Genomic DNA, 22,934 nt, shown 5'->3' with positions numbered 1-22,934 from the left:
TGCCGGATGACCGACGCCCCCAAGCACCCGACTAATCCGGATCCGGCCGCCGAACTGGCCAGCGATAGTTCCGCGATCGATCCGCGCGATTTTCGCAACGCGCTGGGCACCTATGCCACCGGTGTCACCATCATCACGGCGACGTCAGGGGATGGAAAGCCGTACGGCCTGACCTGCAATTCGTTTGCCTCGGTATCGCTCAATCCGCCGCTCGTGCTCTGGAGCCTGGGGATGTTTTCGCAAGGATTGAGCATCTTCCAGAACGCCAGCCACTTCACGGTCAATATCCTCGGCGCTTCGCAGCAGGCGCTCTCCAACAAATTCGCAAAGTCCTCGGAAGACAAGTTCGCGGGCGTCGAATGGACGCCGGGGCTTGGCAACGCGCCGGTGCTTGCCAATTGCGTTGCGAATTTCCAGTGCCGCGCCGCCAACCGCTATTATGGCGGTGACCACATCATTTTCTTAGGCGCGGTCGAGGCCTATGCCTATAACCGGCAGGAGCCGCTGCTGTTTGCGCGCGGCAGCTACGGCCTATTTAGCCCGCCTGACAGCGTCCCAGGATCGAACAGGTCGTCATGAGCAAGAAAGTCCCGCCCAAGCGTGCTCGTGCCAAGCAGCGGCGGCTTTCCCCGGATGATCGCCGCAAGGAATTCGTCGCCAAGGCGACCGAATTCTTTTCCGAAGAGGGATTTGGCGGCGGCACGCGCGATCTCGCGCGCCGGCTCGGGGTGACCCAGCCGCTGCTCTATCGCTATTTCCCGAGCAAGGACGATCTGATCAAGGAGGTGTACCGCACGGTGTACCTGGAGCCGCTCGATGCCAGCTGGGACAAGCTCTTGTCCGATCGCTCACGGCCCCTGCGCAGCCGGCTGCAGGAATTCTACAGCGCCTATACCAAGCTGATCTTCACGCGCAGATGGCTTCGGATCTATCTTTATTCGGGCCTGAAGGGGCTCGATATGAACCGGTGGTATGTCGGCATGGTCAGGGACAAGATCCTGAGCCGCATTGTCAGGGAATGCCGGCATGAGATGGGGTTGCCTGCGCAAGGCAAGCCGAGCGCGGCCGAACTCGAACTGGCCTGGGTCTTTCACGGCGGAATTTTCTATTACGGGGTCCGCAAATACATCTACGAATCTCCCGTTCTGGAAGACAAAGAGCAGGTGATCAGCGACGCACTGGAAACTTTTCTAAGCGGCTATCAGCGGACGTTCGCATCCGGGGCCGCGCGCGCGCCGGTCAAGGCGGTTGGATAGACCGGCGAGCGGCGTGGCTTCGGATTACAGCCTCGCCATTTCCCCGCGATACCAGTCGCCAATCTCGCTGGCGGTCATCAGCGCGACGCCATCGTGACCGATGACGTAGTCGAGCAATGCTTCCAGATATTTGATGCGATGCGGCACGCCGGTAATGTACGGGTGGATCGAGATCGCCATGATCCGCGCGTTGGTTGCGCCTTCCAAATAGAGCCGGTCGAACTGATCGGTGCAGCGCTTCAAAAACTGTTCGGAAGAGAGATGCTGCAGCGCATGGATCACGATGTCGTTGGTTTCCACCGAATATGGAACCGTGGTCATGACGCCGTGAGGTGTTGCGATATCCTGCGGAAGGTCGTCGATCACCCAGTCGGCCAGATATTCGATACCGTTGAGACGTAAAAGATCGATGGTCTCCTCGGTTTCGGTCAGGCCCGGGCTTTCCCATGACCTCGGCGATTTGCCTGAGAATTTCGCGATGGTGTCGACCGCCCGCTTGATCGCATCGGCCTGGTTCTCCAACTTGTGCATGGGGCCCTGAACAAATCCGTGGCCCATGAACTCAAAGCCGGCTTCGCGTGCGGCCGAAGCCACGCGAGGGTAGGAATTGCAGACATTGCCGTTCAACGCCAGGGTCACCGGCATGTTGCGGTCCGTCAACGCCTTGAACTGCCGCCAGAAGCCGGCGCGCATTCCGTATTCATGCCAGGACCAGTTGGGCACATCGGGCAGCAGCGGCTGGCCCATCGGCGGGCTCAGCACGGTTCGCGGCATCGCATTCTCGATCCGCCACTCCTCGACGTTAAGGATGACCCATACCGCGAGCTTCTTGCCGTCCGGCAACCGCAGTTTCGGCCGGTCGATTTGCGCCAGATAGGGAATGCGATCGGTAAAAGCCACGGCGAAAAACCTTCTTCAATTGGCCGCGGACTATTCCGCGGCGGTGGTCTGTTTCGAGCTAAGCTGCGGTGACCCGCGGCATGACTTTTTCTGCCATCAGGATCATCGACTGGCGTCCGAGCTCGGGGTCCTTCCAGTCCTTGCCGGCATAGAGCAGGGTGCCGAAGGTTCCGACCTCGTCCTGGAAAGCCAGCAACTGATCGGCAACGCTATCGGGGGTTCCATGGATGATCAACTTGTCGCAGATCATTTCGAGCGTCACCTCGTCGTCAGGCTGGTCGCGGCGCGTCTTGAACAGTTCGATGCGGCCGTTGGCTTTCAGTTTGGTCAACAACGAGCGGTAATAGTAAACATACGGCCCGTCCGGGTCGGTGGCGTAGGCCTTGGCCGTCGCCGCGTCCTTGGCGACAAAAACGCTCTTGGCGACGCGCCAGTTCGCAGGCTCGGCCGCGCGGCCGCCGCGCTTGCAGCCCTCGACATACCTGGGCCAATGGCTTTTCACCCAGGCCGGCATCAGGAAGTTCGCGGAAATCGGATCCCAGCCGCGTGCGGCGGCTTCCTCGACACCTTTTGAAAATGGCGCGACCGCGGTCACGACGATGGGCGGATGCGGCTGCTGCAATGGCCGCGCCACATATCCCTGGCCGACATCTTCGATCAGGGTCTTCTGCGTCGAAATGTTCCAGTATTTTCCCTTGATGTTGTAGGGCGCCTCGCCAGCCCAGATATCCAGAACCTGGTTGATCGCTTCCAGAAACATCTCGTTGCGATTGGCGTCGAGATTGCCGAACATCTCCGCATCCGACAGCAGTCCGCCGGGGCTGATCCCGAAAATCAGGCGTCCGTCGAGCATGTGATCGAGCATCGCCATCGAGGCGGCCACCGTGGCCGGATGGGTGTTCGGCATGTTGAGGGTACCGGTGCCGAGCCGGATCTGCCTGGTGGCGGCAGCGACCCACGCCAGAAACGCGATGCTGGAGGTGATGTTCTCGGCCTTGTCGGTAATGTGTTCCCCGACATAGGCCTCGGTGAAACCCAGCTCGTCGGCCAGCACGAAAGCTTCACGGTCCTCCTTGAGGGACTGCCGCCAATCCTTGTCGAGCGGATGGATCGGCATCGTGAAGAAACCCAGTTTCATTGCATGCCCCTCCCTGGGCCGAACTTTTTGCCGCGTCTTATGCCGCGCGTCCTTTACGCTACTATGCCACGTCCGAAAGTCGAATGTCTCTCAAATAATCGTTCGATAAACAAACTTGACCTTTAGGAGTCGCAGCCTTCTAATCGCAAGAAATACGCCGAAAAATTGGCCGGGGAGGACACGTCTGATGAAAGCTTCGGCTTTCAGTTACGCGCGCGCAACCAGCGTTGGAAACGCCCTCGACTTGCTCGTCGCGCATGGCGAGAAGGCGAAGGTGCTGTCGGGCGGCCAAAGCCTGATGCCCGCGATGAATCTCCGTTTGATATCTCCGGAACTGCTCGTCGATATCGGCGAGCTCGCCGAGCTCAGGGGAATTGAGCTCAAGGGCGATGTGCTCAGCATTGGCGCGCTGACGCGTCATGTCGATCTGTTGAACTCGCCTGAAATCGCGGTGCATGTGCCGTTGCTGACGCAAGCGATTGCCCATGTCGCGCATCCCGCAATCCGCAACCGGGGCACACTTGGTGGCAGCCTCGCCCATGCCGATCCCGCATCGGAATTGCCGGCCTGCATGGTGGCGCTCAACGCCACCATCATCGTTCGCGGTCAGGACGGCGAGCGGCGCGTAGCGGCCGAAGATTTCTTCACCGGAATTTACGAGACGGCGCTGTCGGCGCAGGAATTGCTGGTTGCCGTCGAGGTACCGGTCGCGCGAGAGGGCTCGGCGCACTTCTTTCACGAATTTGCGCGGCGGCATGGCGACTACGCCATCGTCGGCGTTGCGGCGCAGGCGATTGTGCAGGGTGGGGTTTTTTCCGATCTTCGCGTTGCATTCTTTGCGGTCAGTGACCGGCCAATCCTGGCTGCGGCAGCAGCGAGATTGGTCAATATTCCGGTCACGCCTGCAATCCTCTCTGAGGCATCGACGGCGCTCGGCGAAGAGCTTGATCCCCAGGAGGATCAGCAGGCGTCCGCCGCGATGCGCCGGCATCTTGCAAAGGTGTTGCTGGTTCGCTGCGTGTCCACTCTGCTGGACCGCACTGACCTTGACGGAGGGCCGGCGTGACGGCCCAACTGCTCATCCCGCCTGTGCCGATCTCGCTCAAGGTCAACGGCGAGCAGGTCGATGCGCATGTGCTGCCGCGCCTTAACCTCGCGGACTTCCTGCGCGAGCATTTGCACCTGACCGGAACGCATGTCGGTTGCGAGCATGGCGTCTGCGGCGCCTGTACGGTGCGCGTGAACGGTGACATCGTTCGCTCCTGCCTGATGCTGGCGGTGCAGACGCACAGCGCATCCGTCGAAACCATCGAGGGCTTGTCCGATAGCGGCGAAATCGCAGATCTGCAGGCCGCCTTTCACAATCGCAATTCGCTGCAATGCGGATTCTGTACGCCGGGAATGCTGATGGCTGCGCAGGATCTGCTGAAGCAGCGACCCGAGCCGGATCGCGAGCAGATCCGCGAGCATCTTTCTGGAAATTATTGCCGCTGCACCGGCTATCAGGCCATTGTCGATGCGGTCGAGGCCACGGCGCGAGCGCGCATGGAGCGCACGCCATGACCATGGCACCCGCAAGCCCTGAGGGTCTCTCGGTGCTGGACCGGTCGAATTCCTATATCGGCAAGGTGGTGCCGCGGCCCAACCTTGAGCGGCTGCTGCAGGGACGCGGGCTTTATGTCAGCGACATGGAGCTGCCGCGGATGGCGCATGTGGTGTACCTGCGCTCGCCCCATGCGCACGCCCAAATAATTGGAATCGACGCCGAGGCGGCAAAGCGCGTCCCGGGTGTCATCGCCATCGTGACCGGCAAGGAATTGTCCGCGGTCATCACGCCGTGGGTCGGCGTGCTCTCGCATATGAAGGGCCTCAAATCCGCGCCGCAGCATGCGATCGCGATCGACCATGTGTGCTGGCAGGGCGAGGCCGTCGCGGCGATTGTCGCGACCAGCCGTGCTGTGGCCGAGGACGCGGCGGAAGCCGTCCTGGTTGAATACAGGGAATTGGAGGCGGTGACGGACATGCGCACCGCGCTCGATCCGGAAACCCCGGTCATTCACGCCTCGCTCGGTGACAACCTCGCTTTCGAACGGAACCTTGATGCCGGTGCGGTCGATCAGGCGTTTGCCGATTCCGATGAGGTCGTGGAAGCGAACTTTATCTTCGGGCGGCATACCGGCGTGACGCTGGAGCCGCGCGCCGTGGTGGCCGACTGGAACGTCGCCGAGGCGCGGCTGACGATCTATCAGGGCACGCAGGCGCCGCACATGGTGCAGAACATCGCAGCGCTGCACTTAGGTCTGCAGGACTCGCAGGTTCGCGTGGTCTGCAAGGATGTCGGAGGCTCGTTCGGCATCAAGGTCCACGTCTACGCTGACGAGATGGCGACCTATGCGCTGTCAAAATTATTGCGCCGGCCGATCAAATATGTCGCTGATCGGGTCGAAAGCTTCAACACGGATATTCATGCCCGCGATCATCGCTGCAAGGGGCGGATCGGGGTCAAGCGCGACGGCACGATCACGGTATTCGAGATCGATGATCTTACCGGCATCGGTCCCTATTCGATGTATCCGCGCACCAGCGCCATCGAAGCCAATCAGATCGTCAATCTGGTCGGTGGACCCTACGTCACCAAAAACTATCGCGCGCGGGCCCGCGTCGTCTTTCAGAACAAAAACGTCATGTGCCAGTATCGTGGCGTCGGCCATCCGGTGGCGTGCTCGGTGACGGAAGGGCTGGTCGATCTGGCGGCGTTGAAGATCGGCATGGACCCGGTCGAGATCCGCCGCCGTAATCTCGTTCCCGATGACGCCTATCCCTGCGCCTCGGCCGCGGGTCTGAAGTTCGAACTGTTGTCGCATCACGCCGCGATGAACAAGCTGATGGCGATGATGAAGTATGACGCGCTGCGCGCCGAGCAGGCGGCGCTGCGGAAGAAGAACATTCATCGCGGCATCGGCATCGCGAGCTTCATCGAGATCACCAATCCGAGCGCGGCGTTTTACGGCGTCGGCGGCGCCCGCATCTCGTCGCAGGATGGCGTCGCGGTGCGGATGGACGCGACCGGATCGGTGATCTGCCAGACCAGCATCACGGAGCAGGGGCAGGGCTCGGAATCGCTGACGGCGCAGATCGTCGGCAGCGTGCTCGGCGTCTCGATGGAACGTGTCCGCGTTATCCTGGGCGATACCGACAACACGCCCTATGGCGGCGGCACCTGGGCCTCGCGCGGCGCCGGGATTGGCGGAGAGGCAGCACTTCAGGCCGCGAAGGTTCTGCGCAGCAATATCCTCGATGTCGCGGCGGCTATCCTGCAGTCCTCGCCATCCGAACTCGACATCGTCAACAACGCGGTCGTGAACGCAAGCGACGGCGTGCAGCGCATCGAATTGAACGAACTGGCGCGGATCGTCTATTTCCGCCCGGACACGCTGCCGCCGGGCCTTCAGCCTGAATTGATCGCGACTCGGCATTTCGTGCCCCGTGAATATCCGTTTGCCTTCACCAATGGCGTTCAGGCGTCGTGGCTTGAGGTCGATACCGATACCGGCTTCGTCAAGCTGCTCCGGCACTGGGTGGTGGAGGATTGCGGGACCATCATCAATCCGCAACTGGTCGACGAGCAGATCAGGGGCGGTGTGGTGCAGGGCCTCGGTGCCGCGCTGTTCGAGAAATGCATCTACGACGAGCGCGGCCAGCTCACCAACGCCAATATGGCCGATTACCTGGTGCCGATGTCCGGTGAAATGCCCGACATCGACGTAGGCCATGTGGTGTCGCCGACTGCCGAGACCGAACTGGGCGCGAAGGGCGCGGGAGAGGCCGGCACGGCGGGGGCGGCGGCCGCGGTGGCAAATGCCGTGAATGATGCGTTGAAGCCGTTCGGCGCTATTATTACCGAGATTCCCTTGACGCCGCAGGTTATCCTGACCGCACTGGGACGAATTTGAGCGACGATACAAACAAGATCAAATATAAATAGCCTGGGAGGACACTATGACAAAAAGCATCACCAAATCCGGATCGATATCCCGCCGCCGCCTTCTGACGACGGTCAGCGCGGGAGCCGCACTTGCCGCCTCGCCCTTTCGCATCAATCTTCTTCAGGCGCAGGAAGCCAATATCAAGATCGGCTTTCCGGTTCCTTTGACGGGACCTTACGGCGCCGAAGCACAGGACCAGGTGCGCGCCGCCCAGCTTGCCATCGCCGAGTTCAACGATGCCGGCGCTCTCAACGGGCGCAAGGCGGAATTGGTCGTGCGCGACGACAAGCTCAATCCCGGCGAAGCGGCAACGCGCACGCTGGAGCTGGTTGAAAAGGAGAAGGTCAATTTCGTGGTCGGCAGTCTTTCTGCCGCGGTCCAGCTTGCGATCAACAACGTCACCAAAGAGCGCGGCGTCATCTTCAATTCGATCAGCCAGTCCGATGCCATCAACGAGGCTGCTGATTTCAGCAAATACACGTTCCATGAAGCCTTGAATCCGCACATGACCGCTGGAGCGGTCGGACGCTACGCGTTTTCAAAATTCGGCAAGAAGGTCGCGTTCCTGACCGCCGACTATGCCTATGGGCACGAAATGGTGCGCGGCTTCCTCGAAGTCGGCAAAACCTTCGGCATCGAGAACCTCGGCGATATCCGTCATCCGCTCGGCACCACCGACTTCTCGACGCTGCTGCCGCGCATCCAGGCGCTGAAGCCGGATATTCTTTGCATCAGCAATTTCGGACGCGATCAGCAGATCGCGCTGAAACAGGCGACCGATTTCGGCGTCAAGAAGACCACGCAAATCATCGCGCCGCTGCTTTCCCATGCCAGCCGCGTCGCGGCGGGACCTCAGGCGTTCGAGGGCGTGATCGGCGGATGTTCTTTCTATTGGGGACTTGAGGAGAAATTCGCTTCCACCAAGGCCTTCAACGAAGCGTTCCGCAAGATGTATGACGGGAAATTGCCGACCGATTACGGCGCGCTCGGCTATGGCGGCGTCCGCACCGTGCTTGCCGCCGTCAAGAACGCGGGCAGCGTCGACACCGACAAGGTGATCGCGGCGCTGGAAGCGCTGAAATACGATTTCTACAAGGGACCGCAATATTATCGCAAATGCGATCATCAATCGGTCCAGTCGGTATTGGTCATCCAGTCGAAGTCAAAGGACTTGCGCAACGAGTCCGACGTCTTCCAGATCATCAGCACCGACGAACCCAATGAGGCAAATCTGCGAAGCTGCGAAGAGCTTGGCCACAAGGCCTGACGTCGTGAAACGGTGCGCGCCTTCGCGGGCGCGCATCGCTGTTTGGGGAAACGCATGGACGGTCTGAGCTTCGATCTCATCGCGCTGCAGTTGTTCGCCGGCCTTGCGCTGGGCGCGATCTATGTGCTGTTCGCGATCGGTCTTTCCCTGATCTTCGGCATGCTGACCGTGGTCAACTTTGCCCATGGCGCATTTTACATGGTGGGGGCCTATGTCGGGGTTTACATCCTCATGCTTGGCGGCAATTTCTGGATCTGCCTGATCGGGGTGCCGTTGGCCGTGGGACTGCTCGGTCTGGTCGTCGAGCGTTTCCTGATCCGGCCGCTCTATGGCCGGGGGATCGACTATCCGCTGCTGCTGACGTTCGGCCTCAGCTATGTGATGGTCGAACTGGTACGGATCGCCTTCGGAAAGACCGGAATTCCCTTCGATACCCCTGAGATCCTCCAGGGTGCGGTGAATATCGGCGTCGGTTATTTTCCGCTCTACCGTTTGTTCGTCATCGGCGCCGCCGCTGTCGTCCTGCTCGCGCTTTGGCTATTCCTGGAAAAGACCAGCTTCGGCCTGATCATCCGCGCGGGCGCGCGCGATCCGCAAATCGTCCGTGTGCTGGGAGTCAATGTCGCGCAGGTCTGGTTGATCGTTTTCGGGATCGGGACCGCGATCGCGGGCTTTGCGGGATTGCTGGCGGCCCCGCTGCAAGGCGTCATACCCGAGATGGGCGGGACCATCCTGGCCGAGGCCTTTGTCGTCACCGTCGTCGGCGGCATGGGATCGATCGGCGGCGCCGTGCTGGCGGGTCTTCTGGTCGGCGTCGTCGTCAGCATGACCTCGCTGTTCGCACCGGAAATGGGCAAGGTCTCGATCTTCGCGCTGATGGCGATCGTCCTGATCGTTCGGCCGCAAGGGTTCTTCGGCCGCGCCGGGCTGATGAGTTGAAGGTGCAGTCCGAGCCATGAATGAATTGACCGAGCCATACCTGCGGACGCAGGCGGCGCCTGAGAGCTGGTTTGAGTTCGCGACCCGGCATCGCGCCAGCCTCGCGAGCCTGGTCGTTCTGGTGTTTCCGCTGGTCATGCCGTTTACGGCTCTGGCCGCCAACATCCTGATCTATGGTCTCTACGCGCTCGGCTTCAATCTGGTTTATGGCTACCTCGGCCTATTGTCTTTCGGGCACGCCGCGCTGTTCGGGACAGGTGCCTATTTCTGCGGCATAGCGATCGCGCATTTTGGACTGCCCTGGTATGCGGCCATTGCGCTCGGCATTGTCGGCGGCCTGTTGATGGCGGCGCTGATCGGCGTGCTGGCCATTCGAACGCGCGGCATCTACTTCGCGATGGTGACGATGGCGCTCTCGCAATGCGTGTACTACCTGTTCTATGAGGCCGTCGACTGGACCGGCGGCGAGAACGGCCTTCGCGGCATCAATGTCCGCGATATCGGCATCTTCGGGTTCAAGCTCGATTTCATCAATCCGTTGACCCGCTATTATGTGATCGCGGCCTTCGTGATCGCAGCCTTCTTCGTGCTGTCGCGGATTTTGGCTTCGCCCTTCGGCGCCGTGATCGAAGCAGTGCGCGAGAACGAGGCGCGCGCCAAAGCCTCCGGATACGATGTGACCGCGACGCGCTTGATCACGTTCATCCTGTCCGGCGGGTTTTGCGGGCTGGCCGGTGCCCTGCAGGCGCTGCATTTGTCGATCGTGCCGATCGAAATCCTGCACTACGACACCTCGGGCATCGTGGTGATGATCGCGCTGCTCGGCGGCATGGGAACATTCTTCGGGCCGATGATCGGGGCTGCGGCATTTCTGCTGCTCGAGAATTTGGTCTCGGTCTGGACGGTGCACTGGCAACTCATTGTCGGAGCCATCTTCATGATCTGCGTGCTGTTCTTCCCGGCCGGCATTTGGGGAACGCTGATCCAGCGTGGCAAGCATGACTGACGCCAACGATCAATCGCGGCAAGTGATCCTGCGCACCAAGGGCGTCGGCAAGATGTTCGGCAAGTTCGTCGCGCTGAACAATATTTCGGCGGAATTTCCCAAGGGCGCGATCACCTCGATCATCGGCCCGAACGGCGCCGGAAAGAGCACCTATTTCAATCTGTTGTCCGGCGCGTTCGCGCCGACGAACGGGACTGTCGAGTTCGAAGGCCGCGATGTGACGGGATTGCCGCAGCATCGCTTCGCCCATATGGGGGTGGCCAAGTCGTTCCAGATTACCAACGTGTTTCCGCAACTGACGACGCGCGAGAATATCCGCATCGGACTTCAGGCGCTGGTGTCGCGCTACGATATGTGGCGTCCGCGCGCGAGGCTTCGCGAACTGACCGAACAGGCCGATGAATTGCTGGCACGGGTCGGCTTGTGGGAATCACGCGGCCGCACAGCAAAAACGCTGGCGCATGGCGAGCAGCGCGCGCTCGAAATCGGAATGGCGCTGGCAAGCCGGCCGCGGCTATTGTTGCTGGACGAGCCGACCGCCGGAATGAGCCCGGAAGAAACCCGCACCATGATGGACCTGATCGTCAAGCTCGCGAGCGAACGGACGGTCATTCTGGTCGAGCACAAGATGAAGCTGGTGCTCGGAATCAGCGATCGCATCCTGGTGCTGCATCACGGCGAGTTGCTTGCGGAAGGAACGCCGTCGGAGGTTCGCAAGAACGAGGCCGTGAAGCGGGTCTATCTTGGCCAGCGGGAGCACTGAGCGGATGTTGCAGATCAGCAACCTGAACGCCTGGTATGGCGCCAGCCACGTGCTGCAGGATATCGACATCGAGATCGCCAAGGGCGAGATCGTCTGCCTGATCGGGCGCAACGGCGCCGGCAAGACCACAACCCTGAAGTCCATCATGGGGCTTCTGGACAAGACGCGTGGGGCCGTCACGTTCAAGGGCAAGGAGTTGCTGGGCCAGCCGGCGCACCTGCGTTTCGCGCTTGGGCTCGCTTATGTGCCGGAAGAGCGGCGTATCGTGCAGGGCCTCTCGGTGCGGGAAAATCTTCGGCTGGGCCTCGTCGCTTCGCCCCAGAAGAAGCGGGAGGCTGAACTGATCGACGGCATCGCGAGCATTTTCCCGCGGCTCGCCGAGCGCCTGGATCAGGAAGCGGTCACGATGTCCGGCGGCGAGCAGCAGATGCTGGCGATCGCGCGGGCGATGATATCAAAACCCGATCTCATCATGCTCGATGAGCCGTCGGAAGGGATCATGCCCGTCTTGGTCGATGAAATGTTCGAACTGTTTCGCGCCATGAAGGCGCAGGGGACCACGGTGCTGCTGGTCGAGCAGAACGTGGAATTGGCATTGGATATTGCCGATCGCGCCTATGTCCTGGATCAAGGCACGGTGGTTCATCAGGCTTCGGCACGGGAATTGCTCGCAGACAGCGAGATCAAGGAGCGTTACTGCTCGGTGTGAGGGGCAGTTCGACTCTTAAAATTCCGGGACGAGCCAACCGAGTCCGGTCTGGCGCGTTATCCTGTTTCCGTTTCCTTTTAAAAAGGATGCCATTTTTTTGGCAAATTTCTGGGCCCGGAAATCGACGGCGGAGCTGACAAGCGAGGCAGCCGATAGCGGTGGTGACGAGACACACCCGCCGCGGCGAACATTATCCGCGCTAAATCTCGTCGGCATCGGCGTTGGCGGCATCATCGGCGCAGGCATTTTCGTGCTGACCGGACACGCCGCCGCGGCAAATGCGGGACCGGCGGTTACGCTTTCTTTTCTTCTCGGCGCCGTGGCCTGCGCGTTCGCCGGTCTGTGCTACGCGGAATTATCCTCGACAATCCCGATCAGCGGCAGCGCCTACACCTATGCCTATGCGACGCTGGGTGAACTTGTTGCCTGGATTATCGGTTGGGACCTGATCCTTGAATATGCGGTCGGCGCGGTCGCGGTCTCCATCGGCTGGTCCGGCTATGTCGTGAGTTTCGCGAAAGACTTAGGCCTGGTCTTGCCCGAACGATTCGTATCATCGCCCTTTGCCTTTGACGCAGCCCAACATGGCTGGTCGTCGACCGGGGCGGTCCTGAATATTCCGGCCATGGTGGTGATCGCGTTCATTACGACGCTGCTCGTGATCGGCATCCGGGAGTCGGCGAGGTTCAATGGCTTCATCGTCGTCGTGAAGCTGATTGTGATCGCACTCTTTATCGCTTGCGCGGCGCCAGCATTCAGCACGGCGAACTGGGTAACGCCAAGCAATCCCGGCGGAGCCTTCATACCTCCGAACGCCGGTATCGGCATTTATGGCTGGTCGGGCGTGCTGCGTGGCGCAGCCGTCGTGTTCTTTGCCTATATCGGCTTTGACGCCGTCTCCACCACCGCGCAGGAGGCCAAGTCGCCGATGCGTGATATGCCCATTGGCATCCTGGGTTCGCTGGTGATTTGCACGATCCTCTATGTCGCGGTCGGATTTATCCTGACCGGGATCGTGCCGTTCGACCGGTTGAACGTGTCTGACCCGATCGCGGTCGGCATCGATGCCGCCGGCGTAAGCTGGCTTTCTCCGTTCATCAAACTCGGTATCGTGTTCGGACTGACCTCGGTCATTCTGGTGTCGCTTCTTGGGCAACCGAGAATCTTGAGCACCATGGCGCATGACGGGCTGCTTCCGCCTGTGGCGGCACGAATTCATCCCCGCTTTCGTACGCCTTACATTGCCACCATCGCAACGGGCATTGTGGCGGCTGTCTTTGCGGGGCTGTTGCCGATCGGGCTGGTCGGAGAACTCGTCAGCATCGGGACGCTGTTCGCATTCACGATCGTATCGATCGGGACCCTTGTGCTGCGGATAACTGAGCCGGAACTGGTCCGGCCTTTCAGGTCGCCCGCCATCTGGATTGTCGCGCCGGGCGGAGCGGCCGTATCGGTATTTCTGATGTTCGGTCTGCCCGTCGATACCTGGATACGCTTGGGCATTTGGCTCGCGATCGGGCTGGCGATCTATTTTTTCTATGGCTCGAGACACAGCCGGATTGCAAATTCCCGTTGAGTTAAATCGATCGGTCTCAGTTTTATTGCCGCTTACAGCGCGTTGAAGAATTCGCCGCGGGCTTGCGGGTTTGGGCCTCGCTCAATTCGGCGGAAAAGCCGAGGCCCAGTGGTAGTGCGCAGAGCAAGGCGGCCTTGAACACCACGTTGAGGAGGGACCTCATTGATGTACTTACTCAGCCGCGGCGTTGCTCAGCACATCGGTTTGACGGGTTGTGACGACGACCTTGATGGCGTCTTCGACGCGCTCGCGGGCGTATCGCAGCGCGGTCGGCAGGTCGGCGAGCGCGAAGGTATGGGTATGGATTTTGGTCGCGTCGAATTTCTTCTCGGCCATCAGCGCCATCGCCCGTCGTGTCGCGCTCTTGCCTTCGCCGCGGATGCCATAGACATAGATGTTGTTCCTGACGATATGGGCGATATCCGTCGTGACCGATTCGTGCGGGAAGGCAGCGAGGCAGATTTTTCCGCCGCGGTTGGTCATATGAATGGCCTGATCGATCGTGGCCTCGCTGCCGGCGCACTCGACCACGTAGTCCGCGCCGATTCCGCCGGTGAGCTGCTTGACCACATCGACGGCATTTTCCTCTGATATGTTGATGACGCGGTCGGCGCCAAGTCCCTTGCCGATCGCAAGCCGCTTGTCGCGCGTGCCGGTCAGGATGACCGGGCTTGCTCCCAGCGCCTTCGCAACGGCGACGGCGAGGAGTCCGATCGGGCCCGGGCCGATCACGACAACGCTTTCCCCGGCCACGAGCCCGCCGAGTTCAGTGAGGCCATACATCGATGTGCCGGCGGTGACCACAAGCGTCGCCTCCGCGTCGCTCATCGTGTCCGGCACGTGCTCCACCGTGTTGATATGGTTGACCGCATATTCGGCAAAACCGCCATCGGTGGTGAAACCGTTGGCGCGATGACCCTTCTCGGGCTTGCCGTAATTCAGGCATGACGTGTACATGCCCTGGCGGCACCGCTTGCACTGGCCGCACCCAGCATGGATTTCCACGCTGACGCGCTGGCCGATTTCGAACTCGTCGACCTCAGGTCCAAGCGCTGCGATCGTGCCCATATATTCGTGGCCGGGCGTGAAGTTCTTGTTGAAGGGCAGGCCGCCCTGAATGCTGGCCGGTGAACCGCGGTGGATGATTTCGAGGTCGGTCGCGCAAATGGCGACGGCGTCGATGCGCACCAGCACCTCGGCGCGCTTTGGCACGGGGGTAGGCTTGTCGCGCAGCGATAGCTCGTCCGGATTGCCCAGCACCCAGGCTTTCATCAGCTCAGGCACGGGAAAATTGGGCGAGGTTTTAACACCGGCAGGATTGTACATGGGCGGCTCCCTTTTTGTTGTAGCTTAGCCGAAATCTGGCGGCGGTGTTAAGCCGGGCTATCAACTAATCTGTGAGGCTGACAATTTATAGACTTCAAGGGCGTCGGCATCGGCGCCGCGCGCTGACTTGGCCAGCCGGAATAATTGTGCGGCAAGCGCCGACATCGGCACCGGGCTCGACGTGTCGCGCGCGACGTCGACGACCGTATCCAGATCTTTCAGCATCGTCGCGATATGGCCGAGCGGCGGGGAATGAATGCCCTGCACCATGCGCGGCACGAACAATTGCAACGGAATTGAATCGGCAAAGCCGCCGGCGAGCGCCTCCGGCAGCCGGTTGGCGTCGATCCCGGCGTTGACCGCAAGGCGGGTGGCCTCGGCCAGCACCGTCATCGCGCACCCGACGATCACCTGGTTGCAGAGTTTGGTGGTCTGGCCTGCACCGGTCGGCCCCATATGCGTCAGCCGTCGCGCCATCGCCAGCACATAGGGTCTTGCCCTCTCGATATCGGCTGCATCGCCGCCGGCCATCACTGCGAGCGTTCCTTCTTCCGCGCCTTTGCTGCCGCCGGAGACCGGTGCGTCGATCCATGCCATGCCGTTGGCTTCCTTCAGCCGGGCCGCGATCGAGCGTGCCGCGTCGGGGTGGATGGAGGAGAAGTCAACGACGAGCTTGCCGGCTCCCGGCGCCGCCGCTAGGCCGTCGTGGCGGAACACCACTTCCTCCACCGCAGCCGCATCGGTGAGGCACATGAAGATGATGCCGGCGGTGGCGGCGACATCGCGAGGATGTGCGGCGAGCTTTGCGCCGGCCTCGACCAGCGCGGCCGCCTTGGCGGTGGACCGGTTCCAGACCGTGACGTCATGACCGGCGTTGATCAGCCGCCGCGTCATGGGAAATCCCATCATCCCGAGCCCGAGGTAACCGAGCTTTTCCGCTTGCCGTCCGTCTGATCCGCCAACCCCAGCCATCCGCTTCCCCTTTGGTATCACTGTTAAATGCTTGTCCGCTGGGCCATCCTTACCATACATCCCCGGCCGGTCGGAATGCGCCACGTCAGGCGCGGGCCGCGCGCGCCTTGCCTGATTGTTTGAACCATGAAAGATTTGGCCGGTGCCGTCTGCGAGGGCGTTCTCGGGGGTACGAAAGTGGAGTGGGGTATGATGCGGTTATCTTCGAAATGGATCCTGGTCGCGGCAACGCTGGCTTCGATTGTTGCGGGCGTGAGCTCATCGCGCGCGCAGCAGACGATCCGCGTCGGCTGGACCATCCCGGCCGAGGAATCGAAATACTGGATGATGCGCAGGCCGCGGGAATTCCCGGATATCGGCAAGACCTACAATATCGAATGGACGCAATTCCAGGGCACCGCGCCGATGACGCAGGCGCTCGCCGCGGGCGCGCTCGATTGCGCGACCCAGGCGCCATTGTCGCTGGCAAACGGCGTGGTCGGCGGAAATCTGAAGGCCTATATCGTCGCCCAACACGTCTACGAAAAACCCGGCGGCTTCTCGGTCTATTGGGCGGTCAAGGACGATTCACCGATCAAGACCATTGCCGATCTCAAGGGCAAGACCATCGGCATTTCCGTGATCGGCGGTGGCACCCAGGGGCCGTTCAACATGCTGCTGAAGCAAAATGGCGTCGACCCGGCCAAGGACATCAAGCTCGTCGAAGTCGGCTTCGCTGTCTCTGAAGACGCACTGCGTCAGGGCCGCGTCGATGCCGTCAACATGAACCAGCCGTTCGCAGCGCGCGCCGAGGCCAAGGGCGGCACACGCAAACTGTTTTCACTCAATCAGGCGATGCCGAACATTGTCCACATTCTCGAAGCCTGCAGGGCAGACTTTGTCGACAAGAATCCTGAACTGGCAAAGGCTTACGTGCGCGACATAACCTTGGGCATGAAGAAGGCGCTGGCCAATCGCGAGGAGACGCTCAAGGTCGTTTCCGAGGTACTGAAGGCGCCGATCCCGGTGCTCGATACCTATCTTCTCAAGGACAATGATTTCGGCCGGGATCCCGGTGCTGCGCCGAACTTCCCGGCGATCCAGAAAATGCTCGACATCTATGCGGAGACAGGAATGTTGCCGAAGATGGACGTCGCACAATTCAAGCATCCGACCATCGTCGCACCGCTGCAGTAAGCGACTGTCATTGCGAGCGCAGCGAAGCAATCCAGAGGGCTGGATCCGGTGCTACTGGATTGCTTCGTCGCGTTGCTCCTCGCAATGACGAGAAGAACGGCTGAACCGTTGCATTTCGAGTCAGACCCCAAGAGACGATACCCATGAAGAAATGGCGATCACGCGTGACGACCGATGGTCTCGACCGTGCGCCCCATCGCGCCTTCATGCGGGCGATGGGATTGGACGACGAGGCGATCGCCAAGCCGATGATCGGTGTCGTCAGCATGAAGGGCGAACAGACGCCCTGCAACATGACGCATGATTTCCAGGTGGCGGCGGCCAAGGAAGGGATCGCTGAGGCCGGTGGCACGCCGCGCGAATTTGCCACGATTTCGGTCTCCGACGGCATCAGCATGAATCATGAGGGCATGAAGTTCTCGCTGCTCTCGCGCGAGCTGATTGCCGATTCGATCGAGGCTGTGGTCCACGGTCTTGCCTACGACGCGCTGATCGGTTTCGGCGGTTGCGACAAGACGCTTCCCGGCGTGATGATGGGAATGATCCGCTGCAACGTGCCGTCGATCTTCATCTATGGCGGCAGCGCGCTTCCGGGGAAATTTGAAGGACGAACGCTGACAGTGCTCGATTCCTACGAGGCCGTCGGCGGCTTCATGACCGGCGAAATCGACCAGGCGACGCTGGCGGGAATCGAGCGGGCGTGTTTGCCGACGATCGGCGCCTGCGCGGGACAATTTACCGCAAACACCATGGCGATGGTTTCCGAGGCGATGGGGCTGACCATGCCTAACGTCTCGATGATTCCGGGCGTGTATGCCGAGCGCGCGCAGGTCGCGCGCAAGGCTGGGCGCCTGGTGATGCAGATGCTGCAGCGGGGCGGCCCGCTGCCGCGCGAGATCGTCACGCGCCGATCGCTTGAGAACGGCGCGGCGATCGTCGCCGCGACCGGGGGCTCGACCAACGCCGCGCTGCATTTGCCGGCGCTTGCCAACGAAGCCGGCATAGCCTTCACCATTGACGACGTCGGCGAGGTGTTCGCGCGCACACCGCTGATCGGTAATTTGCGTCCGGGCGGGAAGTATACCGCCAAGGATGTTTACGACATCGGCGGCACCGCCGTCGTGATCCGCGCGCTGGTCGAAAGCGGCCACATCGACGGCAATTGCCTGACGATTACCGGCCGGACGATCGCGGAAGAATATGGCAGCGCCAATGCGCCCGATGGTGAGGTGATTTATCGCACCAGCGCGCCGATCATGCCAGACGGCGGCGTGGCGGTTCTGAAGGGCAATCTGTGCCCCGATGGCGCTGTCATCAAGATTGCAGGTCTCAAGAAGCTGGTGTTTGAAGGTGCTGCGCGCGTGTTCGAGGATGAAGAACAATGCGTCGAGGCAGTGCGCCATCGCAAATATAGCGAGGGTGATGTTCTCGTCATCCGCAATGAGGGTCCCGTCGGCGGTCCCGGCATGCGCGAGATGCTCGGCGTCACGGCGCTGATCTACGGGCAGGGGATGGGCGAGAAGGTCGCGCTGATCACCGACGGACGCTTTTCCGGCGCCACCCGCGGGATGTGCATCGGCTACGCCTCGCCGGAATCATTCGTGGGCGGTCCGCTGGCGCTGGTGCGCGAAGGCGATCGGATCAGGATCGATGCCGGAGCGCGCCGCATGGATCTGATGATCGATGACAAAGAACTTGCGCAACGCCGACAGGCGTGGACGCCGCGGCCGCCGCGGCATCGGGCAGGGGCGCTTGCCAAATATGCCCGTTTGGTCGGACAGGCCCCCGGCGGCGCTGTTACGCACGATGGTGGGGCGGAATGGCCGTGGTTCGACTAGCGGCAGGGTTGATAATGGATGGATTTTAACGTAACAGGCGACGGCCACGACGTATCGTCAGCGAACGTATCATCGGCGAATTCCTTCTGGAGGGGCACAGATGCTAAAATGGCTCAAAAGTGCTGACAGCGACGATATTACGATGATCGTGTCCGGCTTTGTCGCGATGTTGGCGTTTTGTACGTTCGTGCTCGTTTGGTTTATCGAAGCGCCGGCGCCGGATTGCGGAAGGAATTGCAGCACGGAGTTCTCGTCGGTCAACCGGTAACGGGGGTTCACAGGATCGCCGTTCCGTCTCGGCCCGCGCCTCATCTTGAGCGCGAACAATCGTGCTCCAACACGTCTGATATCGATGATGACCTTCCGCGATGCTGAGGGATCGTCCGCTCGATTTGAAGAAAATGCGGCGGTCAGAATTGACCGGCAGGTCCGCTCCGAGCTACTTCATCCGCTTCCTGTTGGCCCGTTTCTTGATTGGTCCGTTCCCTGATGGAGCATCGCCAAGCCCTGCAAGTTTCCGCTATGCTTGGGCCGTCAATCCAGGAAAACCAGTAGCCAGCATGTGCCCGACGAACCGGTGTCGGGAAGAAGAGCAGAGATGAAGGTATTACCATCGCGGTTGGAGGTTCAGGCGCAATCCGTACCGTTGCGCGGGCAGGTGGCTGCGATGATCGAGATCGATCACGTTTCGCAGGTGTTTCAAACTTCCGCGCGCCAGGATCATCTGGCGCTATCCGATATCTCGCTGACCATCGAAGACGGCGCCTTTGTTTCCATTCTTGGTCCGTCCGGCTGCGGAAAATCGACGCTGCTTTATATCGTCGGCGGCTTCGTCAATCCGACCAAGGGCGTGGCGAAGGTAAAGGGCAAGGCGATCACCGGGCCCGGTCCGGATCGCGGGCCGGTGTTTCAGGAGTTCGCGCTGTTTCCCTGGAAGAGCGTGCTTGGCAATGTGATGTACGGCCCTCGCCAGCAGGGCGTGAAGCCGGCCGAAGCCGAAGCGCAAAGCCGAGCGCTGATCGAGATGGTGGGTCTCAAGGGGTTTGAGAATTTTTACCCCAAGGAATTGTCCGGCGGCATGAAACAGCGGGTCGCGCTGGCGCGCACGCTGGCTTATCATCCAGCGGTGCTGCTGATGGATGAGCCGTTCGGCGCGCTGGATGCGCATACGCGCACGCGCCTGCAGAACGACCTGCTCAATATCTGGGAGCGCGACCGCAAGACGGTGCTTTTTGTCACCCATTCGGTCGAGGAGGCGGTGTTTCTGTCCGACAAGGTCGTGGTAATGACGCGTTCGCCCGGCCGGATCAAGCAGGTCGTGGATATCGACCTGCCGCGGCCTCGCCGCCGCGCCGAGCTTTTGCTCGATACCCGTTTTCAGAAATACGTCGTCGATATCGAACGCATGATCGATGACACCGGCGAAGACGAGTTGCATCCATGATGTCGGCGCGCGCGCTGGTTTCCCGCTTGGCGCCATTGCTTGCCTGTCTCGGCCTGCTCGCGATCTGGCAGGTTGGGTCGCTGATCCTGAACAGCGACAGCTTTCCGACCGCGATGGAAGCGCTCCGCGCCGTCCCGGCGATCCTGGGCGACAAGGAATCGTTGATCAATATTCTTGCCTCGCTCCGCCGGATGGCGATCGGTTTTGGCATCGGCGTTGCCGTCTCTATTCCGCTGGGATTGATGATGGGCCGCAGCCGCGCGGTGGCGTCCTTCTTCAATCCGCTGCTGATGATTATCTATCCGGTGCCGAAGGCGGCGTTGATGCCGATCATCATGCTCTGGCTCGGGGTCGGCGACCTCTCGAAAACGCTCGTGATCTTTCTCGGCGTCAGCCTTCCCGTCATCTATCACAGCTTCGAGGGCGCAAAGGCGGTTGAGGAAAAGATGCTATGGTCGGGCGCCGCCATGGGACTGTCGGCGGCGCAGCGGATGTTCCGGATCGTACTGCCGGCGGCGCTGCCGGAAATCCTCACCGGCTGCCGCACCGGCCTGGTGCTGGCGCTGATCACCATGATCACCAGCGAAATGATCGCGCGACAATCCGGCGCGGGAAACATCCTGTTCAATGCGCTGGACATGGGACAGTACGACACCGTGTTTGCGATGATCATCATCGTCGGCGCGATGGGCATCGGTCTCGACGCCGCGTTCGAAAGACTGCGCCGCAGGCTGGTGAGATGGTCCGAGCCGCGTTTTGACATGCCCTTGAGCTTTTCATGAAGGCGCGCGCGATTACATCGGAAGTTCTGCTCGGCATTGCGCCGATCGCGCTGTTGATCGGCCTGTGGCAGGCGATTGACTCGTTCGGCTATGCGCCGGTGACGCTGCTGCCGCCGCCGGGCCTGGTGTTTGCGCGTCTCTTGCAGCAGTTGACATCAAGCGAATTTCAGCAGGAGATCGCCGCCACGCTGTTCCGGCTGTTTGCGGGTTTTGCGATCGCCGTCGTCTTCGGCGTCGCCCTCGGGCTCGCCGCGGCGGTGAGCCCAGCCACCAACGCCGTGGTGCGGCCGATCGTGCGGGTGCTGGCGCCGCTGCCCAAGGTCGCGTTATATCCGGCGCTGCTGCTATTGCTCGGATTTGGCCACGAATCGAAGATCACGCTGGTTGCGGCGGATGCGCTGTTCCCGATTTTGCTCTCGACCTATTACGGCGCCTCGATGGTCGAGCAGAAATTGATCTGGTCGGCGATGGCCGCCGGCACGCCGCGCCGCCAGATCCTGTTCAAAGTGGTGTTGCCGGCCGCGATGCCGTCAATTCTCACCGGCTGCCGGATCGGGCTTGTGATTTCATGCATCGTGGTGTTTCTGGCCGAGATGATCACCTCGACCGATGGCCTCGGCCACCTCCTGGTGACGGCGGCTCGGACCTTTCAGGCCGTCGACATGTTCGTTCCGTTGATTACGATTTCCCTGCTGGGATTGATCCTCAACGGCCTGTTGCAGGCGCTGCGGTCTTATCTGCTGCGCGGGTTTCCCGAAGTCTGACGCGGCTCGATTGTGGAGATAAAGCATGCTGGCCGATCGCATCGAGGCAAAATGGATCGACGCTTTCTGCGAGATTTTTGAGCGCTGCGCGGTCAAGCCGGGCGACACCGCCGCGATCCTCTCGGAGACGCAGTCGCGTGCGCTCAACGTTCATCTTGCGGAGTTGGCCTTGTTGCGAATGGGTGCGAAGCCATTCCACATCATCGTGCCGACGCCGCGCAACCGGCAGATCGTACCGATCCGTTCCACCGGCGCCAGCGAGGCGATCCAACGATTGGGGCCTGTCATCACCGCGCTGAAGCAGGCCGGCTTCGTCGTTGATTGTACCATCGAAGGGCTGATGCACGCGGTGGAAACGCCGGAGATATTGAAGGCCGGCGCGCGCATCCTGGTGATCTCCAACGAGCATCCGGAGGCGCTCGAACGCATGGTGCCCGATACGGCCCTGGAAAAGCGCGTGCGCGCAGCGGCTAAAATGCTGCGTGGAACGAAGCGGATGCGTGTCACTTCCAGGGCAGGCACCGAACTCGACGTCGATATGATCGGCGCTTCCACCGTTGGCGTCTGGGGCTGGACCGACAAGCCCGGCACGCTGGCGCATTGGCCGGGCGGCATCGTTGTCAGTTTCCCCAAGAGCGGCACCGTCAATGGCACGCTGGTGATGGCAGCCGGTGATATCAATCTCACCTTCAAGCGCTATCTGACATCGCCGGTCAAAATGACGCTGAAGGACGACTACGTCACCGATCTCCAGGGCGAGGGCGCGGACGCCATGATGATGAAGGCTTATCTCGCGGCCTGGGGCGACCGCGAAGCCTACGCAGTGTCACATGTCGGGTTCGGCATGAATCCGGCCGCGCGCTATGAATCGCTGGCGATGTACGACCAGCGCGATACCAACGGCACCGAACTGCGCGCGGTCGCGGGCAACTTCCTGTTTTCCACCGGCGCCAACGAATTCGCCGGACGCTACACCGCCGGACATTTCGATCTGCCGGTGATGGGCACCACGATCGAGCTCGACGGCGTTGCCGTGGTCCGTGAGGGCATGCTGCAGGATGTGTTCGGCTAGAATCTGATTTATCAAAATAG

22 protein-coding genes are annotated in these 22,934 nt (G+C 61.2%); 18 read left to right on the top strand and 4 right to left on the bottom strand.

Features of this window, described 5'->3' with window-relative positions; genetic code table 11:
* Positions 1–6: 6 nt before the first annotated feature.
* The gene (locus tag BLV09_RS13870) at positions 7–579 is read left to right on the top strand and encodes a flavin reductase family protein (protein ID WP_146687723.1); all 573 of its coding nucleotides are present in this window, start codon (positions 7–9) and stop codon (positions 577–579) included.
* The gene (locus tag BLV09_RS13865) at positions 576–1,256 is read left to right on the top strand and encodes a TetR/AcrR family transcriptional regulator (protein WP_100380526.1); all 681 of its coding nucleotides are present in this window, start codon (positions 576–578) and stop codon (positions 1,254–1,256) included. Before BLV09_RS13870 ends, BLV09_RS13865 begins: the two co-directional genes overlap by 4 nt.
* A 24-nt stretch (positions 1,257–1,280) precedes the next feature.
* Here the strand turns inward: BLV09_RS13865 and BLV09_RS13860 are convergent, their stop codons facing one another.
* Together BLV09_RS13860 and BLV09_RS13855 are read right to left on the bottom strand one after the other, a co-directional pair.
* A complete protein-coding gene (locus tag BLV09_RS13860) occupies positions 1,281–2,156 on the bottom strand; it encodes a polysaccharide deacetylase family protein (protein WP_146687722.1) in 876 nt (291 codons plus the stop codon).
* Between the two features lie 58 nt (positions 2,157–2,214).
* Positions 2,215–3,294, bottom strand: coding sequence for an LLM class flavin-dependent oxidoreductase (locus BLV09_RS13855; protein WP_146687721.1), 1,080 nt, complete (start codon positions 3,292–3,294; stop codon positions 2,215–2,217).
* Positions 3,295–3,481: 187 nt separating this feature from the next.
* Here BLV09_RS13855 and BLV09_RS13850 point away from each other — a divergent pair, with 187 nt between their 5' ends.
* The 9 genes from BLV09_RS13850 (at position 3,482) to BLV09_RS13810 (ending at position 13,540) form a co-directional block, all read left to right on the top strand.
* Positions 3,482–4,360: an FAD binding domain-containing protein gene (locus BLV09_RS13850; protein WP_146687720.1), complete on the top strand. Its 879-nt coding sequence runs from the start codon at positions 3,482–3,484 to the stop codon at positions 4,358–4,360.
* Positions 4,357–4,857, top strand: a complete 501-nt coding sequence (locus tag BLV09_RS13845; protein ID WP_244549074.1) for a (2Fe-2S)-binding protein — start codon at positions 4,357–4,359, stop codon at positions 4,855–4,857. The genes BLV09_RS13850 and BLV09_RS13845 overlap by 4 nt, the downstream gene beginning before the upstream one ends.
* Positions 4,854–7,247 carry a xanthine dehydrogenase family protein molybdopterin-binding subunit gene (locus tag BLV09_RS13840; protein ID WP_146687719.1) on the top strand — a complete coding sequence of 798 codons (2,394 nt, stop codon included), beginning with the start codon at positions 4,854–4,856 and terminating at the stop codon, positions 7,245–7,247. Before BLV09_RS13845 ends, BLV09_RS13840 begins: the two co-directional genes overlap by 4 nt.
* Before the next feature lie 46 nt (positions 7,248–7,293).
* Entirely contained in the window at positions 7,294–8,547 is a 1,254-nt protein-coding gene (locus BLV09_RS13835) for an ABC transporter substrate-binding protein (RefSeq protein ID WP_146687718.1), read from the top strand.
* Between the two features lie 54 nt (positions 8,548–8,601).
* Positions 8,602–9,486: a branched-chain amino acid ABC transporter permease gene (locus BLV09_RS13830; RefSeq protein ID WP_100380532.1), complete on the top strand. Its 885-nt coding sequence runs from the start codon at positions 8,602–8,604 to the stop codon at positions 9,484–9,486.
* A gap of 16 nt (positions 9,487–9,502) precedes the next feature.
* The gene (locus BLV09_RS13825; RefSeq protein WP_146687717.1) at positions 9,503–10,492 is read left to right on the top strand and encodes a branched-chain amino acid ABC transporter permease; all 990 of its coding nucleotides are present in this window, start codon (positions 9,503–9,505) and stop codon (positions 10,490–10,492) included.
* Positions 10,485–11,255 (top strand): ABC transporter ATP-binding protein, encoded by a 771-nt coding sequence (locus BLV09_RS13820; protein ID WP_100380534.1) that lies wholly within the window; start codon positions 10,485–10,487, stop codon positions 11,253–11,255. The genes BLV09_RS13825 and BLV09_RS13820 overlap by 8 nt, the downstream gene beginning before the upstream one ends.
* 4 nt (positions 11,256–11,259) lie before the next feature.
* A complete protein-coding gene (locus BLV09_RS13815; protein WP_146687716.1) occupies positions 11,260–11,964 on the top strand; it encodes an ABC transporter ATP-binding protein in 705 nt (234 codons plus the stop codon).
* 97 nt (positions 11,965–12,061) lie between these two features.
* Positions 12,062–13,540, top strand: a complete 1,479-nt coding sequence (locus tag BLV09_RS13810; protein WP_146687715.1) for an amino acid permease — start codon at positions 12,062–12,064, stop codon at positions 13,538–13,540.
* Positions 13,541–13,711: 171 nt separating this feature from the next.
* Here BLV09_RS13810 and BLV09_RS13805 read toward each other — a convergent pair whose 3' ends face one another.
* Both BLV09_RS13805 and BLV09_RS13800 read right to left on the bottom strand, forming a co-directional pair.
* The gene (locus BLV09_RS13805; RefSeq protein WP_146687714.1) at positions 13,712–14,866 is read right to left on the bottom strand and encodes a zinc-dependent alcohol dehydrogenase; all 1,155 of its coding nucleotides are present in this window, start codon (positions 14,864–14,866) and stop codon (positions 13,712–13,714) included.
* A 60-nt stretch (positions 14,867–14,926) separates the two neighbouring features.
* The gene (locus tag BLV09_RS13800; RefSeq protein ID WP_146687713.1) at positions 14,927–15,838 is read right to left on the bottom strand and encodes an NAD(P)-dependent oxidoreductase; all 912 of its coding nucleotides are present in this window, start codon (positions 15,836–15,838) and stop codon (positions 14,927–14,929) included.
* 192 nt (positions 15,839–16,030) lie between these two features.
* Here BLV09_RS13800 and BLV09_RS13795 point away from each other — a divergent pair, with 192 nt between their 5' ends.
* From BLV09_RS13795 to BLV09_RS13765, 7 genes are all read left to right on the top strand, one after another.
* Entirely contained in the window at positions 16,031–17,014 is a 984-nt protein-coding gene (locus BLV09_RS13795; protein WP_433994421.1) for an ABC transporter substrate-binding protein, read from the top strand.
* 143 nt (positions 17,015–17,157) lie between these two features.
* Entirely contained in the window at positions 17,158–18,852 is a 1,695-nt protein-coding gene (gene ilvD, locus BLV09_RS13785; RefSeq protein WP_146687711.1) for a dihydroxy-acid dehydratase, read from the top strand.
* 100 nt (positions 18,853–18,952) lie between these two features.
* Complete coding sequence (locus BLV09_RS37235) at positions 18,953–19,120, top strand: hypothetical protein (protein WP_167558720.1); 168 nt, start codon at positions 18,953–18,955, stop codon at positions 19,118–19,120.
* Between the two features lie 330 nt (positions 19,121–19,450).
* On the top strand, positions 19,451–20,296 hold the full coding sequence (locus BLV09_RS13780; RefSeq protein WP_146687710.1) for an ABC transporter ATP-binding protein: 846 nt from the start codon (positions 19,451–19,453) through the stop codon (positions 20,294–20,296).
* A complete protein-coding gene (locus BLV09_RS13775; RefSeq protein ID WP_146687709.1) occupies positions 20,293–21,078 on the top strand; it encodes an ABC transporter permease in 786 nt (261 codons plus the stop codon). The genes BLV09_RS13780 and BLV09_RS13775 overlap by 4 nt, the downstream gene beginning before the upstream one ends.
* Positions 21,075–21,842 (top strand): ABC transporter permease, encoded by a 768-nt coding sequence (locus BLV09_RS13770; RefSeq protein WP_146687708.1) that lies wholly within the window; start codon positions 21,075–21,077, stop codon positions 21,840–21,842. The genes BLV09_RS13775 and BLV09_RS13770 overlap by 4 nt, the downstream gene beginning before the upstream one ends.
* Before the next feature lie 25 nt (positions 21,843–21,867).
* Positions 21,868–22,914, top strand: a complete 1,047-nt coding sequence (locus BLV09_RS13765) for a peptidase M29 (protein WP_146687707.1) — start codon at positions 21,868–21,870, stop codon at positions 22,912–22,914.
* Positions 22,915–22,934: the final 20 nt, after the last annotated feature.

Origin of the sequence: Bradyrhizobium canariense (assembly GCF_900105125.1) — a bacterium.
GTDB lineage: Bacteria > Pseudomonadota > Alphaproteobacteria > Rhizobiales > Xanthobacteraceae > Bradyrhizobium > Bradyrhizobium canariense_A.
Note: the sequence above shows the minus strand (reverse complement) of the source record. Positions and strands in the feature narration are given on the sequence as shown.

Excerpts from the sequence above, each read along its gene's own strand:
- BLV09_RS13870 (WP_146687723.1), top strand. The coding sequence starts at position 7 with ATGACCGACGCCCCCAAGCACCCGACTAATCCGGATCCGGCCGCCGAA.
- BLV09_RS13865 (WP_100380526.1), top strand. The coding sequence starts at position 576 with ATGAGCAAGAAAGTCCCGCCCAAGCGTGCTCGTGCCAAGCAGCGGCGG.
- BLV09_RS13855 (WP_146687721.1), bottom strand. The coding sequence starts at position 3,294 with ATGAAACTGGGTTTCTTCACGATGCCGATCCATCCGCTCGACAAGGAT.
- BLV09_RS13850 (WP_146687720.1), top strand. The coding sequence starts at position 3,482 with ATGAAAGCTTCGGCTTTCAGTTACGCGCGCGCAACCAGCGTTGGAAAC.
- BLV09_RS13840 (WP_146687719.1), top strand. The coding sequence starts at position 4,854 with ATGACCATGGCACCCGCAAGCCCTGAGGGTCTCTCGGTGCTGGACCGG.
- BLV09_RS13835 (WP_146687718.1), top strand. The coding sequence starts at position 7,294 with ATGACAAAAAGCATCACCAAATCCGGATCGATATCCCGCCGCCGCCTT.
- BLV09_RS13830 (WP_100380532.1), top strand. The coding sequence starts at position 8,602 with ATGGACGGTCTGAGCTTCGATCTCATCGCGCTGCAGTTGTTCGCCGGC.
- BLV09_RS13825 (WP_146687717.1), top strand. The coding sequence starts at position 9,503 with ATGAATGAATTGACCGAGCCATACCTGCGGACGCAGGCGGCGCCTGAG.
- BLV09_RS13820 (WP_100380534.1), top strand. The coding sequence starts at position 10,485 with ATGACTGACGCCAACGATCAATCGCGGCAAGTGATCCTGCGCACCAAG.
- BLV09_RS13815 (WP_146687716.1), top strand. The coding sequence starts at position 11,260 with ATGTTGCAGATCAGCAACCTGAACGCCTGGTATGGCGCCAGCCACGTG.
- BLV09_RS13805 (WP_146687714.1), bottom strand. The coding sequence starts at position 14,866 with ATGTACAATCCTGCCGGTGTTAAAACCTCGCCCAATTTTCCCGTGCCT.
- BLV09_RS13800 (WP_146687713.1), bottom strand. The coding sequence starts at position 15,838 with ATGGCTGGGGTTGGCGGATCAGACGGACGGCAAGCGGAAAAGCTCGGT.
- BLV09_RS13795 (WP_433994421.1), top strand. The coding sequence starts at position 16,031 with ATGCGGTTATCTTCGAAATGGATCCTGGTCGCGGCAACGCTGGCTTCG.
- ilvD (WP_146687711.1), top strand. The coding sequence starts at position 17,158 with ATGAAGAAATGGCGATCACGCGTGACGACCGATGGTCTCGACCGTGCG.
- BLV09_RS37235 (WP_167558720.1), top strand. The coding sequence starts at position 18,953 with ATGCTAAAATGGCTCAAAAGTGCTGACAGCGACGATATTACGATGATC.
- BLV09_RS13780 (WP_146687710.1), top strand. The coding sequence starts at position 19,451 with ATGAAGGTATTACCATCGCGGTTGGAGGTTCAGGCGCAATCCGTACCG.
- BLV09_RS13775 (WP_146687709.1), top strand. The coding sequence starts at position 20,293 with ATGATGTCGGCGCGCGCGCTGGTTTCCCGCTTGGCGCCATTGCTTGCC.
- BLV09_RS13770 (WP_146687708.1), top strand. The coding sequence starts at position 21,075 with ATGAAGGCGCGCGCGATTACATCGGAAGTTCTGCTCGGCATTGCGCCG.
- BLV09_RS13765 (WP_146687707.1), top strand. The coding sequence starts at position 21,868 with ATGCTGGCCGATCGCATCGAGGCAAAATGGATCGACGCTTTCTGCGAG.